12 protein-coding genes are annotated in these 18,252 nt (G+C 58.3%); all 12 read left to right on the plus strand.

Annotated elements, in window-relative coordinates; genetic code table 11:
* Nucleotides 1–232 precede the first annotated feature (232 nt).
* The 12 genes from HY868_25255 (at nucleotide 233) to HY868_25310 (ending at nucleotide 18,105) form a co-directional block, all read left to right on the plus strand.
* Entirely contained in the window at nucleotides 233–2,239 is a 2,007-nt protein-coding gene (locus HY868_25255; GenBank protein ID MBI5305461.1) for an ABC transporter substrate-binding protein, read from the plus strand.
* 122 nt (nucleotides 2,240–2,361) lie between these two features.
* Complete coding sequence (locus tag HY868_25260; protein MBI5305462.1) at nucleotides 2,362–3,321, plus strand: ABC transporter permease; 960 nt, start codon at nucleotides 2,362–2,364, stop codon at nucleotides 3,319–3,321.
* 11 nt (nucleotides 3,322–3,332) lie between these two features.
* Entirely contained in the window at nucleotides 3,333–4,190 is an 858-nt protein-coding gene (locus HY868_25265) for an ABC transporter permease (protein MBI5305463.1), read from the plus strand.
* A gap of 3 nt (nucleotides 4,191–4,193) precedes the next feature.
* A complete protein-coding gene (locus HY868_25270) occupies nucleotides 4,194–5,186 on the plus strand; it encodes an ABC transporter ATP-binding protein (GenBank protein MBI5305464.1) in 993 nt (330 codons plus the stop codon).
* Nucleotides 5,183–6,178, plus strand: coding sequence for an ABC transporter ATP-binding protein (locus HY868_25275; protein MBI5305465.1), 996 nt, complete (start codon nucleotides 5,183–5,185; stop codon nucleotides 6,176–6,178). The genes HY868_25270 and HY868_25275 overlap by 4 nt, the downstream gene beginning before the upstream one ends.
* Nucleotides 6,175–7,680, plus strand: coding sequence for an alpha-N-arabinofuranosidase (locus HY868_25280; GenBank protein MBI5305466.1), 1,506 nt, complete (start codon nucleotides 6,175–6,177; stop codon nucleotides 7,678–7,680). Before HY868_25275 ends, HY868_25280 begins: the two co-directional genes overlap by 4 nt.
* Before the next feature lie 103 nt (nucleotides 7,681–7,783).
* Entirely contained in the window at nucleotides 7,784–9,454 is a 1,671-nt protein-coding gene (locus HY868_25285; GenBank protein ID MBI5305467.1) for a glyoxylate carboligase, read from the plus strand.
* Between the two features lie 89 nt (nucleotides 9,455–9,543).
* Nucleotides 9,544–12,186: a hypothetical protein gene (locus HY868_25290; GenBank protein MBI5305468.1), complete on the plus strand. Its 2,643-nt coding sequence runs from the start codon at nucleotides 9,544–9,546 to the stop codon at nucleotides 12,184–12,186.
* Nucleotides 12,187–12,274: 88 nt separating this feature from the next.
* Nucleotides 12,275–13,762, plus strand: coding sequence for an alpha-N-arabinofuranosidase (locus tag HY868_25295; GenBank protein ID MBI5305469.1), 1,488 nt, complete (start codon nucleotides 12,275–12,277; stop codon nucleotides 13,760–13,762).
* A gap of 112 nt (nucleotides 13,763–13,874) precedes the next feature.
* Nucleotides 13,875–15,758 (plus strand): glycoside hydrolase family 127 protein, encoded by a 1,884-nt coding sequence (locus HY868_25300; protein MBI5305470.1) that lies wholly within the window; start codon nucleotides 13,875–13,877, stop codon nucleotides 15,756–15,758.
* An 89-nt stretch (nucleotides 15,759–15,847) separates the two neighbouring features.
* A complete protein-coding gene (locus HY868_25305; GenBank protein ID MBI5305471.1) occupies nucleotides 15,848–16,774 on the plus strand; it encodes a U32 family peptidase in 927 nt (308 codons plus the stop codon).
* A 167-nt stretch (nucleotides 16,775–16,941) separates the two neighbouring features.
* Nucleotides 16,942–18,105 (plus strand): mandelate racemase/muconate lactonizing enzyme family protein, encoded by a 1,164-nt coding sequence (locus tag HY868_25310; protein MBI5305472.1) that lies wholly within the window; start codon nucleotides 16,942–16,944, stop codon nucleotides 18,103–18,105.
* Nucleotides 18,106–18,252 lie beyond the last annotated feature (147 nt).

Raw genomic sequence — 18,252 nt, forward strand, 5'->3', positions numbered from 1 at the left:
ACTACTCAGCCATCGTTCCTTTATCCGCGAATTACGCGAATCTTCGCTAATTTTTTCTTCTTATTCGCGCAATTCGCGTTATTCGCGGATAAATTTGTTTTTTCATCGGCGTAAATGTGGGTTGGCTGAGTAGTTACAAAAGAGTTGCAACCCAAGAAGGAGAAGTGCTATGCCATGAACTGATCCTAACGTGTCCAAACCTTTCATGTCTAGTAAACTCAGGAGGAGCGAAATGAGCGAGTTCAGGATCACAAGACGTGAGTTTTTGATTCAACTGGGTCTCCTCACCGCTGGCAGTGCGTTGGCATCTTGCGCCGGACCGGCTGCGCCAACGGCAGTTCCAGCGACCGGACCCACTGCAGGACCAGCAGCAACTGCGGTTCCCAAGCCCACCGCCGCCGCGGTGGGGAAAGAAGTCGCGCCGGGAGTTCCCAGGAGCGAGACTCTCATCCTTGAAAACCCGACTGGACGCGTGGTCCCCGCCGACGACTTTAACCGTTGGAGACCTGGCATCCAGAGCGCATCAACCGGTCTGCAGCAGTTGGGTCTCGATGCTCTTTGGTACATTGACCCCGACGCGGGCATCAGCGGCGTGTGGGACAATTCACTGGCTGAGGAAAAGCCGATCTACAACAAAGACTTTACTCAGATGACAGTGAAACTCCGCAAGGGCATCTACTGGAGTGATGGTGTCGAGTTCACCGCCGATGACCTGATCTACACCGTGGACATCCAGAAGAAGACCGCAGGATTGGCTTACACCGGTCAGTTCCAGTCTTATGTTGCAAGCATGGAAAAGCCCGACAACTATACGGTCGTCTTCAAGCTCACCAAGCCCAACTCCCGCTTCCACGGTCTCTTCACCGTGCGATGGTCTGCCTGCTGGATCATGCCCAAGCACGTGTTCGAGAAACAAGCCGATCCCGTGGCGTTCAAGTTCAATCCCCCTCTCAGCCTGAGCGCCTATGTCCTCAAGGATTTCGATCCCAACGGCAACTGGTACGTGTGGCAGCGGCGCGAGGACTGGCAGCGCACCACGCTCGCGCGCTTTGGCATGCCCGGTCCCAAGTACGCGATGTACATTGCCCCAGGTCCGAGCGACAAGAAAGTCATTGCCCAGACTGCCAAAGACCTCGACGTTATCCACGACATCGCACCCGAAGGCATGATCACCCTTGCCAAGACCAACCCGACCTCTAAGGGCTGGTTCAAATCGTTCCCGTGGGCGCACCCGGATCCCACACTTCCGGCGGTGATGCTCAACCTCGCCAAGTCACCTTACGAAATGAAGGAGGTTCGTTGGGCACTAACCCTGGCGATTGACATCGTGCGAGTGGCGATGGCGTCCTACCGCGGCGCGGCGACGATTTCAGGGATTCACGTTCCACCCACCGGGCTTTACCCCAAGTACTACTTCGATCCGCTCGAACAGTGGCTGAAAGACTTTACGATTGATGTGGGCGGGCAGCCGTACAAGCCATGGGACTCGGAGGCGCCGAAACGTATCGCCGACGAGGCGCGCAAAGCCCTGGGCAACCTCGTGCCCACGGACGCAGCCGAGATCCGCAAGTCCATCGGCATGGGCTGGTGGAAGTACGATGTCAAGGCGGCGGAGCAATTGTTGCTAAGCAAGGGCTTTAAGCGCGACAGCAACAAAATGTGGCTAAAGCCGAATGGTGAGGCGTGGAAGATTCCGTTGATGTGCGAAGGGGAGACGCGGCCGATCATGAACCGCGCGGCGGCTATGATCGCCGAGAACTGGAAGGAATTCGGCATTGACTCTTTCGCGGATGTGCGGGACAGCGCGACACGGGCCAACCTTCCCTCGCTGGGCGAGTTCGACGCCCACTTGAGTTGGACGATCGAGACCTGGGGCGGTCACCCGGACCTGTTCTACTTCCTCGAGTCCTGGCACTCGACGTACTTGCGTCCACTTGGCGAGCGGTCAGTCGCCCGCAACTGGTTCCGGTGGAAGAATGCCGAACTCGACAAGATCATTGACCAGATCCAGAATCTCGACTTTGACGACCCGAAGGGGCTCGAGCTTGGAAAAGAGTTTGTCAAACTCGCCACGCGCGAGCAGCCGACCATCCCGATCATGTCCTACAACGTGTTCTCGGTCGTCGACGAGACCTACTGGGAGGGATTCCCGACCGCAGAGAACCCCTACACCAACCCGGTTGCCAATTGGGCTAACACCAAGTATATGTTCCCAAAGATCAAGCCCAAGGCGAAGTAGCAGCGGTTCTGTTGGTTGGTTCGGGAGTTGCGCGAAGCGTCCCGAACCAACCAACAACCGAGGTATAACCAGTGCGTAACTTTTTACTTCGCTATCTTCTCCCGCGACTCGGACAGTACGTCATGGTCGTGTTCCTGGGAGTTACCCTGACCTTCATCATTCCCCGGTTCTCGCCGAACGACCCGGTAGAGACTCGGGTCAGCCAGATGATGATGAGCGGCGGGCAAGTCAATCCCGAAGCCGTCATCCACCTGCGGGAGGCGTTGAACGAGATGTATGGGCTGAAAGGTAGCTCGTTGGAACAATATCTCGCGTTCTGGGGGCGTCTCTTCCGGGGCGACCTGGGTCCTTCGCTCTCCACGTTCCCAACGCCGGTGACTGAGCTGATCGCGCGTGCCATGCCCTGGACGCTTGGTTTGTTACTCACTTCGATCATTGTTTCCTGGGTCGTCGGCAACTTGCTCGGAGGCATCGCCAGTTACTACACCGAAAGCCGCGTCATGCACGTGATTGACGTGTTGAGCCAAGCCGTCCGACCGATTCCCTATTACATCATGGCGTTGGTCTTGCTCGTGGTGTTCGCGTATTTCATACCAATCTTTCCGTTTAGTGGCGCATATCCGGCGGGAACACGCGTCGAGTGGAGTCTCAACTTTGTGTTGACCGTAATCAAGCACTCGATGCTCCCGGCGATTAGTCTGGTCATCGTCGGTATGGGCGGCTGGTTCCTGGGCATGAAATCGCTGACTTCCAACATTATCTCCGAAGACTATGTGGTCTACGCGGAAACGGCTGGGTTGCGTCCGCGCCGGATTCTCTTTAGCTATGTCATCCGCAACGCGCTGTTGCCCCAGGTGACCGGCTTGGCGCTCCAACTCGGCATGATCTTTAACGGCGCGCTCATCATGGAAGTCGTTTTCGGTTATCCGGGGATGGGCATGCTCACGCTCCAGGCGGTCATGGCAAACGACTATAGTTTGATTATGGGGATCGCGATCTTTTCGATTATTGGGGTTGCCACCTCCGTTCTCATTCTCGACTTGCTCTACCCGTTGTTCGATCCGCGGGTACGTCACCAATAGGAGGATAGACGATGCTGAGGGTTATTCGCGATCTGCTCAAGCACGATGGTCGCTTTCGGGTCGCCTTTATTTTCTTGGTAGCGATTTTGATCATGTCGGCGCTGTCGGTAGTCTCGCCGCACGACCCAGGACGGACATTTAGAGTGCCGGCGGACATGCCCCCATCACTGGAGCACTGGTTCGGCACCAGTTCGCGGGGTCAGGACATTTTTTGGTGGATGGCGTTTGCGGTCCGCAACTCGCTCTTTCTGGGTTTAATGACGGCAATCGTGTCCCGCATCATCGCGATCTTTGTGGGTCTTACGGCAGGGTATCGCGGCGGGTTCATTGACCGCGCGCTCATGTCCGTCAACGATAGTTTCGTCGTCATGCCGGTGTTGCCCGTGCTCATTCTGCTGAGTTTCCTGCTCAAGGGTAGTATGAGTCTCGTCACGCTCGCGGTCATCCTGGGTTTGTTCGGCTGGCCCTGGGATGCGCGCTTGATTCGCTCCCAGGTCTTGAGTCTCAAAGAACGCGCGTTCACGCAGACTGCGGTTTACTCTGGAACGGGCGCGTTCCGGATCTCGTTGAACGAGCATTTGCCCTTTGTCCTGCCCGTCGTGTTCGCGACTACGATCAACAACATGCTTTGGTCAATTGGCTTGGAGGTCACGTTGAGCGTCCTCGGTCTGTCGAACGTGACGCTCCCCACCATCGGGACTGCGATCTTTTGGGCGAATCAGCACCAAGCCCTGGTCGCCGGGGTCTGGTGGTGGCTTGCCGCGCCGGTCGTCATCGCCATCATCCTGTTCCTCGGACTGTACTTGCTCTTTTCGAGCGTGAACGAATACATTGATCCCCGGACGCGCCTCCGGCGGATTGGGGGTTGAGCGATGTCGTTGCTAACTGTGCAAAACCTCCGCGCGTTTTATCGAACCGAAGTGTACGGTATTTCGCGAACCGTGCGCGCGGTGGACGGTGTAACGTTCACGCTTGCACCCAACGAAATATACGGTATCGCCGGCGAATCGAGTTGTGGTAAGACGACTCTGATCAAGGTGCTTTCCGGCACGGTCAAACCACCGTTGAAAGTTGCCGACGGCAGTGTGCGCTACAAATTCGGGTCGTATGATGTTGACATGCTTCACATTGATCCGGAAGAGTTGCGTCAGAGTGTGCGCTGGCGAGAAATCTCTTATGTGATGCAAGGCTCGATGAGCGTGTTGAACCCGGTCCGGCGTATCATCCAATCCTTCGAGGACATTGTCGGTACGCACGAGGGCATCCCCAACAAAAAAGTATTTCTCGATCAAATCCGCGAGCATGTCAACAAACTAGGACTGCCCGCCGAGATTCTCAACTCATTTCCGCATCAACTTTCCGGCGGCATGCGGCAACGCGTGGCGATTGCGCTCGCCACCGTCTTCCATCCCAGTTTGATTATCGCGGACGAGCCGACGACCGCACTCGATGTCGTCGTCCAGCGCGGTGTGTTGCAACTGCTTAGGGACATTCAATCTGACAGCGGCAACACCGTGCTCTTGGTCACGCACGACATGGCGGTTCACGCCAACGTCGCCGACCGCGTGGCGATTATGTACGCGGGTCGCATCGTCGAGGAAGCGCCCACCGAAATTATTTTCAACTCGCCGAGCCACCCCTATACCCAACATTTGATTCACTCGCTGCCCATGATCGGTGACAAGTCCGGTAGAGCCAGTCTGGGCGGCGCACCGCCAAACCTTGCCAACCCGCCGAGCGGCTGCCGTTTCCACCCGCGTTGCCCGCACGCCATGGAGGTTTGCCGCACCGAGGTCCCCACGATGATCGAGCTGGGCGCGAGTCATCGAGTAGCATGTCATCTCGTCAAGGAGGCGGCTCGATGAGCGACAATGGCAAATTGCTCGATGTCCAGCACGTGACGGTGTCGTTCCACATCGGCGGATTCATTGCCGGCAGTCGTCTGACGGCGGTGAACGACGTGTCCTTCGCGCTTGAAAACGCCAAGCCCGAGATATTTACGTTCGCCGGTGAAAGCGGTAGCGGCAAGACGACGCTTTCGCGCTTGCTGTTGCACGACCTGGATCCAACCCAGGGCAAGGTGTTGTTCGAGGGTCGTGACGTAACACAGATTCGCAAGCGCGCCGACGTGCTGGACTTTATGAAGCAAGTTCAGCCGGTGTTCCAGAATCCGTTCGAGACGTTCAACCCCTTGCGCCGGGTCGAGGATTATTTGTACGACACCGCCGTGAACTTTGGCAGAGCAGCGAATCATCGCGCGGCGGTTCCGGTGGTTGACGAGGCGCTCCATCAAGTCGGGTTGTCACTCGATGAGGTGAACAAACGGTACCCGCACGAACTTTCCGGCGGACAAATCCAACGTGTGTCTGTCGCGCGCGCGCTCATTCCGCACCCGCGTTTGATCCTGGCGGATGAGCCGGTTTCGATGGTGGATGCGTCTCTGCGTATGGCAATCGTGAATGTCTTTCGAAAATTGCGCGACGAGCAAAAGGTGAGCGTCCTCTACATCACCCACGATCTTGCCACGGCGTACTATATTAGCGACCGCATCGCGATCATGTTGCGCGGCTTTGTCGTGGAATCCGGTCCAGTCGAAGCCGTGCTCGATCATCCGTTGCACCCGTACACGCGACTGTTAAAGGAATCCGTGCCTGAACCGACTGCGAGTAAGCGCGAGACCTGGGCGAAGCACATCGAACTGGGCACGATTGATTTCAAGGAGTACAGCCGCGTTGGATGCAAATTCGCGGGGCGTTGCCCGCATGTGATGGACATTTGCCGCCAGACCGATCCCCCGAATATCGAGACCGATGGGCGCATGGTGCGATGTTATTTATACGCCAAGGAGAATTCATGAACGAGATTACGCTGGACGTCAAAATCGCCAAGACCAAGATTGATCGAAACATTTACGGACATTTTTCCGAACACCTGGGTCGCTGCATTTACGAAGGATACTGGGTCGGCGAAGACTCGGCGATTCCGAACGTGCGCGGCATTCGCAAGGATGTCGTCGCGGCGCTGAAAAAGATCAAGGCGCCGGTAATGCGCTGGCCCGGCGGCTGCTTCGCCGACGAGTACCACTGGATGGATGGCATCGGACCGCGCGAAAAGCGACCGACGATGATCAACACGCACTGGGGCGGCGTCGTCGAAAACAATCATTTCGGCACGCACGAGTTTATGGAACTGTGCGATCAATTGGGCTGCGAGCCGTATGTCTGTGGCAATGTCGGCAGCGGCACCGTGCAAGAAATGTCGCAGTGGGTCGAGTACATGACGTTTGGCGGTACGAGTCCGATGGCGGATTTGCGCCGCGCGCACGGTCGCGCTGAACCCTGGAAACTAAAATACTTTGGCGTCGGCAACGAGAACTGGGGTTGCGGCGGACGTATGACTGCCGAGTACTACGCGGACGAATATCGGCGGTACGGTTTGTACGCGCGCAACTACGACGACAACAAATTGTTTCGCATCGCTTGCGGACCGCGCAACGACGATTATCATTGGACGCAAGTGCTGATGGAAAAAGCCGGGCAGGAACAGACATTCGGCGGACGTTACATGGACGGTCTCGCGCTGCACTATTACACCTCCGTTAAACGATTGCCCGATGGATCGCGCGTCGGCTCTGCAACCCAGTTCGACGAAGCCGAGTGGATCGAGATCATTTCCAAGGGTCTCTTCATGGATGAACTGGTGCGCCGGCACGCGACGATCATGGACAAGTACGATCCGGGGAAAAAAGTGGCGTTGATCGTTGACGAGTGGGGCACCTGGTTCGCCGCCGAGCCGGGCACACATCCGCGTTTCCTGTATCAGCAAAATACGATGCGCGATGCGATCGTCGCGGCGACGACGTTCGACATTTTCAACAAGTACTGCGACCGCGTGCGGATGGCAAACATCGCGCAGACGATCAATGTGCTCCAGGCAATGATCCTCACGCAAAAAGAAAAGATGTTGCTCACGCCGAGTTACCACGTGTTCGAAATGTACTCCGTGCATCAAGACGCGACGATGGTGCCGGTGGACGTGCAGAGCGAAACCTACGAACACGCCGGCTATGCGGTGCCCGCCGTGTCGGTTTCGGCATCCGTGGATGCGAACGGCAAATTGCGCATCACGTTGAGTAACGCCAATCCGCACAAAGACATTGCGGTGAATGCGTTCGTGCGCGGGATGAAGGCGAACCAGGCGCAAGGTCGTGTCCTGCAAGCCGGCGCGATGAACGCGCACAACACGTTCGAAAAACCGAACGAGGTGAGACCCAAGGAATTTAACGACGCGAAAGTTTCGAGCGATGGGCTGGAAATTTCGGTGCCGCGCATGTCGGTTGTGGGGCTTGAGGTGACGTAGACCACTGTCACAGCAGAAAAGAAACCAGGGCAGCCGACCAAGTGTCGGTTGTCCCTTTTGTGCGCCCGTTCGATAGGAATTTTACAAAGGAGACGATTGCCCGATGCAAGTAGCCGAAGTCGTAGTAAAAATTCTGGAGAGCGAAGGGATTCGCGCGGCGTTTGGCATTCCCGGCGCGGCGATCAATCCCGTGTACGAACACCTGGGCGAATCGAAACAAATCCGGCATTTTTTGGCGCGGCACGAAGAAGGCGCGGTCCATGCCGCCGATGGATACTTTCGCGCGTGCGGTCAAATGGCGCTCGCGATTTGCACCTCGGGTCCCGGCGCGACGAATTTCGTCACCGGGCTGTACACCGCGCAGATTGATTCGATTCCCTTGATCGCGATCACCGGGCAAAACGTGCGCGCGCAACTGGGCAAGGAAGCGTTTCAGTGTGTGGACATCGCGCAGATCGCCAAGCCGGTGTGCAAGGCAACCTGGTGCATCACCGAAGCGTACCAAGTCCCCACGATTTTGCGCGAAGCATTCCGCGTCGCGAAAGAAGGGCGACCCGGTCCGGTGTTGATTGATCTCCCGCTCGACGTGCAATTGGCGGACATTGCGTACGATCCCCAAGCCGATGCGCCGCTGCCCATCGCGAAACCCGCGCCCGACCCAAAACAAATCGCCAAGGCAATCGAATTGTTGCTGTCCGCCGAAAAACCGATTCTCATTATGGGCGGCGGTGTACTCTTGGCTGGGACGTGCGAGCGTTTTATCGAGTTCGCGGAATTTCTTTCCTTGCCTGTCGTCACAACGTACATGGGCACGGGCGGTATTCCCGCCGATCATCCGTTGCATATCGGGCACATCGGCATCCAGGTTGGGACGCCGTTCGGCAACAAGTTCTTTCTCGAATCAGACCTGGTGCTGGGTATCGGTTGTCGCTTTGGCGACCGTCACACCGGCAAGCTCGACGTGTATACGCGCGGACGCAAATTCATTCACATCAACATCGAGCCGAATCACATCGGGCGCATCGTGCCGACGGAACTGGGCATCGTCGCGGATGCCGGGTTGGCGCTCGACGCGTTGCTCGCCGAAGCAAAAGCGCGCACTGGTTCGCGTCCGCCAACCGAACGCGTTAAGAATATTCCGGCGGATCGCGTGAAACTCGCGCGCAAAACCGATTACACGCAAACGCCGATCAAACCGCAACGCGTGTATCAAGCGATGAACGAGTATTTTGATTCGGGAACGTTGTTCACGACCGGTTGTGGACTGACGCAAATCTGGTCGGGACAATTTCAAAAAATCGCGCGACCGTACACCTACCTTGCCTCCGGCGGCGCAGGCACACTGGGGTACGATCTGCCCGCCGCGATTGGCGCGAAAGTCGCGCGACCGGACGCGACGGTTGTCGCGGTGGTCGGCGATGGCGGTTTCGGTTTTACGATGGAAGAACTCGCGATGGCGTGTCAGTATCGCGTGCCGGTGATCGTCGTCATCGTCAACAACGGTTACCTAAGTTTGATTCGGCAGAACCAGCGTTACGCGTACGAGTACGAGTACGCGGTTGACCTGACCTACGACGGGCGCGGGATTGATTTCGTTCGCCTCGCCGAATCGTTTGGCGCGTACGCGGAACGCGTGACCCAGCCCGATGAAATTCGCGCGGCGTTCGAGCGCGCGGTCAAATCCGGCAAACCCGCTGTCGTGGACATTATCGTCGAGCGCGAGACCGATGCGGCGATGGGCGCGAGTCTGGACGCGATCCGCGAGTTCGCGTGATGTCTTGATCCGCGAATTTCGCGAATCTTTACGAATAAAAACAAAAATTCGCGTGATTCGCGGATACTCTGCTGAGGGGACAATCGAGCATGACAAGCCGAGTTCTGATTGTACGCGATCCATCCGATCCGGTTGCTCAAACGAGTCAGGTCGCCTGGGCGGTGTCGCATCTCCGAGAGACCTTGTCTCGTAAAGGGATCGTCAGCGCGGAAAAATCGGCGGCTGGAGGCGTTGTCGCGGAGAACGGCGATTCCATCATCGTGGTCGCTTCGCCGACTGCCACGGTGGCGCGCAACGCTTTGAATCGCGCCGGCGTTTCACTGCCGGCGGCGGCAGAGTCATTGGCAGTCATGCCCGGTGTGATTGATGGACGCTCCGCCATCCTCGCGTGCGGCAACGATGCGCGCGGCTTGGTCTACGCGGTGCTCGAACTGGCTGATCGCGCGAGCAATCATGCTGACCCGCTCGCCGCGTTGTTCAATTCGCCACCGGTCGTCGAGCAACCCGCCAGTCCGATTCGCGGCATCGCGCGTCTGTTTGCCAGCGATGTCGAAGACAAGCCGTGGTATTATGACCAGACTTTTTGGAACCAGTACTTGACGATGTTAGCGACGCAGCGATTCAATCGCTTTCATCTCGTGCTTGGACTCGGTTACGATTTTGTTCGCAATGTTCTGGATGCTTATTTTCTTTTCGCTTATCCATTTCTGGTTGACGTGCCGGGGTACCATGTGCGCGCGGTCGGCTTGCCCGATGCCGAGCGCGACCGCAACCTGGCAACGCTCCGCTTTATCTCCGATGCCGCTGCCGCGCGCGGTCTCCATTTTCAACTCGGTCTCTGGATGCACGCGTACGACTGGGTTGACAGTCCGCAAGCGAATTACACCATCGCCGGGCTAACCCCGGAAAATAACGCGGCGTATTGCCGCGACGCGTTGCGCCAAGTGCTCGACGCGTGCCCGAACATTGCCGGCGTTTCGTTTCGCGTGCACGGCGAGAGTGGCGTGCCCGAAGGCAGTTACGAATTTTGGCGCACTGTGTTTGATGGCGCAGTCCAGTCCGGGAAGCGAATCGAAATTGATCTTCACCCCAAAGGTGTCAACCAGCAACTGATTGATGTTGCGCTCGCGACGGGAATGCCGGTCACGATCTCTCCCAAGTTCACAGCCGAACACATGGGCTTGCCCTACCAACCCGCGTCCATCCGCGACCGCGAGCACGATGGGCGTCACGCCGCCGGCGATCAGTTTGTGAGCAACCTGATGAACATGAGCGAAGGATCGTTGCGCTACACGCGTTATGGTTACGCGGATTTCTTGAAAGCCAATCGTCGTTACGGAATTTTCGTTCGCGTGTGGCCCGGCACGAATCGTCTATTGCTCTGGGGTGACCCAGGGTTGGCGGCGGGTTTGGGGCGCATCAGCACGTTTTGCGGTTATCAAGGCGTGGAGATTTGCGAACCACTATCGTTCAAAGGTCGCCTGGGTTCGGGATTGCCCGGCGGACGTTGCGCGTACGCGGATGATTCACTCAATCCAACGCACGACTTTGAAAAGTATCTTTACACGTACCGATTGTACGGTCGGCTCCTCTACAATCCGAATGCCGATGCCAGCCAGTGGCGGCGCTATCTCAATGCCAAGTTCGGCAATGCGGCATCCGCGGTCGAGCAGGCGTTGGCGAGCGCAAGTCGCATCATGCCGCTGGTGACGACAACGCACGTGCCATCCGCGCACTATGGTTGGTACTTTCCCGAAATCTACACCAACATGCCGATTGTTGACGAGACGCTCCCGCACCCATTCCGCCGCGACAGCGACGAGCCGATTCGCTTCGGCAACGTCAGCGCGATGGACCCCGTGCTCTTTTCCAAGATTGAAGAATTCGCGGACGAGATCGTGAGCGGCAAGCGCAGCGCGCGCTATTCGCCACTATGCGTTGCGGCGTGGCTCGATGTGCTCGCCGCCGAAGCAACGCGATGTCTGGACGCGGCGGCATCCCAGGTTGCGGACGACAAGCGTCCAGAGTTTCGACGCTTGGTGACCGACGTGACGATCCTCAGCGGTCTGGGACGATTCTTTGCCGCCAAGATGCGCGCGGGTGTCGCGTACGCGTTATTCACGCGCGCGCGCGAACTGGGTCGCCTGCGCGAGGCGGTGAAAGAGTACCGGCTCGCGCGCGCATCCTGGGTCGGCGTCATCGCCGCGACACGCGGAGTGTATCGCGACGACATCACATTTGGATTGATGCCGAATGTGCGCGGCAACTGGGCTGATCGCTTGCCGGTCATCGAAGCAGACCTGGGTGCGATGGAACAGGAGCTTGACCGAGCCGAAGCCGCGGCGACGCGAAGCGAACAAGACACAGCGGACAAGTTAGCACCGCTTGCAACGCTCGATGAAATGCCGCCGACGATAGAGTGCTCGCACATCGCGCCAACGCAGTTCACACGCGGGCAATCGGTGACGGTGGAGCTGTGCCTGGGGCAAGACATCGCGGCGCGTCTTTTCTACCGTCACGTGAACCAGGCGGAGAGTTATTGCGCCGTCGAGATGACGCGCGAGAACGGCGCGCGCCGCGCGACGATTCCTGCCGGTTACACCGACTCGCCGTATGCCTTGGAGTACTTTATCGAGTTGCGCGATTCGTCAGGACGCGCGTGGTTCTACCCAGGTTTCGCTGCAACTCTGGACAACCAACCTTACTTTGTGGTGCGACAAGCAAATAAGTAGGGCAAGTTTCCAACCTGCCTACGCGCCTTGATGTGCTTGCGAAGTTGGCAAGTTGGAAACTTGCCCTACATTTTTCAGGAGAACAAACATGGATCTCACTACGCTCACACTGCACACGCAATTTCAGATCGGCAAGGTGGACCCGCGCGTGTTCGGCGGATTTCTCGAACACATGGGACGCGCCGTGTATGAAGGCGTGTACGACCCAACATGCGCGCACGCAGACGTGGATGGATTTCGTACCGACGTGCTGGGCGCGCTGCGCCGGTTGAACATGACCGCGATGCGTTATCCCGGCGGTAACTTTGCGTCCGGCTATCACTGGATGGACGGCATCGGCGCGCGCGATCAACGTCCCACGATCCGCGAACTCGCGTGGCAGAGCAGCGAACCCAATCGCATCGGCACGGACGAGTACATCAAACTAGCGCGCCAGATGAATTGGACGCCGATGATCACGGTCAATCTGGGCACGGGCACGCCCGAAGAAGCGCGCAACTGGGTCGAGTACTGCAACGCACCCGCCGGCACGCGCTATTCCGATTTGCGCGCGGCGAACGGGAGTATCGCGCCGCACGCGGTCAAGTTGTGGTGTCTCGGCAATGAGATGGATGGTCCCTGGCAACTCGGACACGTACCTGCCGATCAGTACGCGATTCGCGCGCAGCAAGCCGCCAAGATGATGAAGGATGTGGACAAGTCCATCGAGTTGGTCGCGTGCGGTTCGTGCACCATCGGCTTGCCGACGTACATGGAATGGGATCGCCAAATTCTCGAATACATTGGCGACCTTGCCGATTACGTCAGTCTGCATCGCTACGTCGGCAATCGCGAAAACGACACGCTCGATTATCTCGCGATCACGAATTCGATTGATCGCCAGATCGAAGAGATGGATGCGGTGTGCCGATTCGTCCAAGCCAAACGCCGCAGCAACAAACGCGCGTACCTCTGCTTTGACGAATGGAACGTCTGGTACAAAAATCATCAGACGGATGGCGCGGGCAAGTTTGCGCCGCACCTGATCGAAGAAGAGTATAATCTCGAAGATGCGCTCGTCGCCGCCGGTTTCCTCAACAGTTTCATTCGCCACGCCGACGTCTTGAAAATCGCAAACCTCGCGCAGATCGTCAACGTGATCGCGCCGATTCTCACGCGCGGCGACGCGATGGTGCTGCAGTCCATCTTTTATCCGTTCGAAATGTTCTCGCGGCGACGCAACGGCATCTCGCTGCAACCGGTAGTCGAGGGACCCGAGTACGAAGGCAAGACGAACGGGCGAGTGAACTACATTGACGCGAGCGCGATTCTCGACGACAATCGCTTGCACGTCTTTGCGACGAATCGGATGCTCAACGAATCCGCGCGTGTGCAGATTCGCGTCGCGGATCGGAAGATCGCCGCGTTCGAAAGCGGCGAGTCGCTCACCGGTCCCAACGCCAAAGCGACGAATACGTTTGAGCAACCCAGCATCGTTCAGGCGCAACCGTTCGGCGGCGCGCAAATCGTTGACGGACAAGCCGAAGTGAAACTTGCGCCCTTGTCCGTCACCGCGCTGACGTTTCGGCTGGGTTAGAGCGGATTCTGTTTGGGTTTACGGTTTTGTAGAGACGTTCGCCAAGCGTGCAACGTCTCTACAAAACCAACCGTAAATCCAAATGGAAATTGCTCTAAAAGGAGTGAGCAAAATGCCACATTCCAAATTTGTTGTTGACACAAGGCACAGCCCTTACGCGCATCTGCGTCCCGTGCCGCTCGATGCAGTGACATTGCGCGATGAATTCTGGTCGCCACGCATGCGAATCAATCGCGAGGTCACGCTTCCATCGCAGTACGCCCAACTCGAACAGAGTGGCACGCTCGATAATTTTCGCCGCGCCGCCGGCAAAATCAACGCGCCGTTTCGCGGCAGACTGTTCACGGATACCGACGCGTACAAATGGCTCGAAGCAATTGCGTGGACGCTCGCCGCCGAACCCGACCCCGCACTCGCGAAAATGGCGGACACGGTGATCGCCGAGATTGGCGATTCACAACGCGCCGACGGCTACCTCGATTCGTTTTACGCGCGTGAAACGGCGAACGACCGCTGGACGAATCTGCGCGACAATCACGAAATGTACTGTGCGGGTCACTTGTTCCAAGCCGCCGTCGCGCACGCGCGCGCGACCGGCAGTGAGCGTTTGCTGAACATCGCGCGCCGTTTTGCCGATCACATCTGCAATACGTTCGGCGCGATGCCGGGCAAGCGGGCGAGCGTGGACGGTCATCCCGAAGTCGAAATGGGGCTGATCGAATTGGCGCGCGTGACGGGCGAGCGCAAATACTTGGAGCAAACGCAATTTTTCATTGATGTGCGCGGGCGCGGTGTGATCGGCGGCAATGACTATCATCAAGACCGCACGCCGCTGCGCGAACAGAGTCGCATGGTCGGGCACGCGGTGCGCGCGACGTACTTGAATATCGGCGCAACCGATTTGTACGCGGAAACCGGCGACGCGCCCTTGCGTGCCGCGCTCGAACGCATGTGGCAGAGTTTGACCGAGCGCCAGATGTACATCACCGGCGGCATTGGCTCGCGGCACAAGGGCGAAGCGTTCGGCGCGGATTACGAACTGCCGAACTCGCGCGCGTACACCGAAACGTGCGCCGCGATCGCGCTCGTGATGTGGGCGTGGCGGATGCTCGCGCTCGACGGCGACGCGCGTTACGCGGATGTGATGGAGACCGCGCTCTACAATGGCGTGTTGTCCGGCGTCTCGTTCAGCGGGCAAGAGTACTTTTACGAGAATCCCCTCGCGAACGACGGCAGTCATCGCCGCGAACCGTGGTACGAATGCGCGTGCTGTCCGCCGAACGTCGCGCGCACGTTCGCGTCGCTCCCAGGATATTTTTACAGCACGCGACAAAATGAGGTGTTCGTCCATCTCTACGCCGAAAACAATGCGCGCAGTGTGCTCGCGGATGGGCGAACGGTTGGCGTGACTCAACACACGCGCTATCCCTGGGATGGGCAAGTGAACCTCGCGATAGATGCGGAAGGCGAACTGGGTTTGCATCTGCGCGTCCCAGGTTGGTGCGAGTCGGGCGCGACCATCGCGATCAATGGCAAAGCGTACGACGGCGCGCTTGTCCCAGGTTCGTACGCCGCGATTCGCCGCGAGTGGCGCAACGGCGATGTCGTCACGCTGAATCTGCCGATGCCGGCGCGGCGCGTTCAATCGCATCCATATGCCATCGAGAACAAGGATCACATCGCGTTGACGCGCGGACCGCTCGTGTATTGCATCGAAGGCGCGGACAATCCGGGGATTGATCTGCGTGATGTTGTCGTCTCGGCAAAAGCGGATATCACCGCGACATTTCGCGCGGTGGTGTTGAATGGCGTGACACAGTTGGAATTTCCGGCGCGCCTTGCGCCGCCCGACCCAGGTTGGACAAATCGTTTGCATCGCACCGCGCGGGATGAGCAAGCCCAGCCATCGCGTTCGATCCGTGTGACCGCGATTCCGTACTATGCTTGGGCAAATCGCGCGCCAGGCGCGATGCGTGTGTGGTTGAAGAGCGAATAGAAATTGTAGGGGCGACCCTTGCGGGTACCCAACCTGGGCACGCACGAGGCGTGCCCCTACGAGAGATCAATTCTGGGTGAAAGGACATGATGCAGGAAACACGCGAGTACTTGAACAAACTGGGTTTACCGCCGGGCGACGCGTTTGATTTGCCGACTTCGCCCAAGCGTTTTCCGGATGGCGCGCAGTACCGCGTCGAAATTCCAAGCGTCGAAGGACCGCGCGCGCTGGCGGCGGTACTCGAAGAAGCAGAGCGCCAATCCGTTTTGATTCACCGCGTCTCGCAGGGTAGCGGCATCATGCTGTTGACCGACGAAGAAATTCGTGAGATGGCGCGGCTTGGTCACGACGCCGGAATCGAGGTGAGTCTGTTCGTCGGACCGCGCGCGGCGTGGGACACCGGCGCGCAGATCACGGCGAGTGCGGGCAAAAACCTGGGCGCGCGTTTGCGCGGGATGGATCAGGTGGTCTTTGCCGCCGAGGATATTCGGCGCGCCTGCGCGTTGGGCATTCGCTCCGTGCTCGTCGCCGATGAAGGGTTGCTCTGGTTCGCGACGGAGATGAAAAAAGCCGGCGAGTTGCCGAACGACCTGGTGCTCAAAGTTTCGGTGTTGATGGGCGCGGCGAACCCCATCTCGATCCGTTGGATGGAACAACTTGGCGCGGGAACATACAACGTGCCGACCGATCTGTCGCTCCCACAACTTGCCGCGGTGCGCCAGGTCGTCGCACTGCCGCTCGACGTTTACGTCGAAGCGCCGGACGATTTCGGCGGATTCGTCCGATATTATGAAGTGCCGGAAATGGTGCGCGTCGCCGCGCCGATGTACGTCAAACTGGGTTTACGCAACTCGCCTAACATCTATCCCAGCGGCGTTCACCTGGAAGGCGCGGCACTCGCGATGGTACGCGAGCGCGTTCATCGCGCGGCGATCGCGCTCGATATGTTGCGCCGCTATTATCCTGAGGCGCAAACGTCCCCGCGCGGCGCGCGCGACCTGGGAATTCCGGTATGACTAGCCCGCCCGCTGTCATTGCGAGGAGCGCAGCGACGAAGCAAGCTCCGACCCCACCCTAGCCCTCCCCTTTTTAAGGGGAGGGTTGGGAGGGGTTAGATTGCTTCCGGCAAAGACCGTCCTCGCAATGAAAGCCCGGGTGGTTGAACTTCAATGGTGATGTCGCGATGAAAATTTCGAGTGTGACTCCGCTCGTGCTCGGTACGGCATGGCGCAATCTGACGTTTGTCAAGGTGGAAACCGACGAGGGTCTGGTCGGCGTCGGCGAAGCGCGCGTGCTCAATCGCACCGATGCTGTCCTGGGTTATCTTTCGGAAGCCGTGCCGCGCTACGTCCTGGGCAGCGATCCGTTTGAAATCGAGCGACTCGTCGGACGGATGTACCGCGACGATTTCGAACGCGCGGGCGCAGTCGTGATGACCGGTATCGCGCTGATCGAAATGGCGTGTTGGGATTTGATTGGCAAGGCGCTCAATCAGCCGGTCTACCGTTTGCTCGGCGGAGCCGTTCGGGATAAAATGAAAGCGTATGCCAACGGCTGGTACACCGTCGAGCGGACGCCAGCGGAATTTCACGCCGCCGCCAAGCGCGCGGTCGCCAAAGGTTATCACGCGCTCAAGTTCGATCCGTTCGGCGCGGGTTGGTACGAACTGGAGCGCGCCGACAAGTTAGCCGCCATCGCGCTCGTCGAAGCGGTGCGCGAGGCGATTGGACCTGACGTTGAAATTTTGATCGAGATGCACGGACGATTCAATCCGACAACGGCAATCGAAATGGCGCGCGCGTTAGCGCCGTTCCAACCCAGTTGGTTCGAGGAACCGGTTCCGCCGGAAAATCTCGGCGCACTCAAAAAAGTTGCTGATGCGATTGCGGCGCTCGGCATTCCCATTGCAACTGGCGAACGCTTGCACACGCTGTACGAATATCGCGAGTTGTTTGAATTGCAAGCCGCCGACATCATTCAGCCCGACATCACGCACCTGGGCGGATTATCGAATACCAAAAAACTCGCGGCGTGGGCGGAAGTGTACTACGTCCTGGTCGCGCCGCACAATGTCGGCGGTCCGGTCTCGACGGCGGCGGCGTTGCATCTGGCGGCGTGCACGCCCAATTTTAAAATTCAGGAACACTTTAACGATTTCGCGGAGGAGTACGTGAAAGCCGCCGCGCCGGGAGTGCCGGAAGTTGTGGATGGCTATTTCGCATTGCCCCAGGGTCCAGGGTTGGGCGTCACGCTCGACGAAGATGTCATTCGCGCACATCCGCGGCAACAAGTTCATTTCAATTTGTTCGCCGAAGATTGGCACAAGCGGATTGCTTCGCCAAGATAGTTGTAGACTGGGCTGATGAACGAATGCTCAAGTAGTTGCGGGAAGTTGATCCCGTTTTTGTTCCGCAATCTTTAACAATTTTATCCGCTGGCGTCGTTGGGCTTGCACCGACTTGCCGAGTTTTTCCTGACACCACGCCCGAACGTC

This window comes from Chloroflexota bacterium (genome assembly GCA_016219275.1).
Classification (GTDB): domain Bacteria; phylum Chloroflexota; class Anaerolineae; order UBA4142; family UBA4142; genus JACRBM01.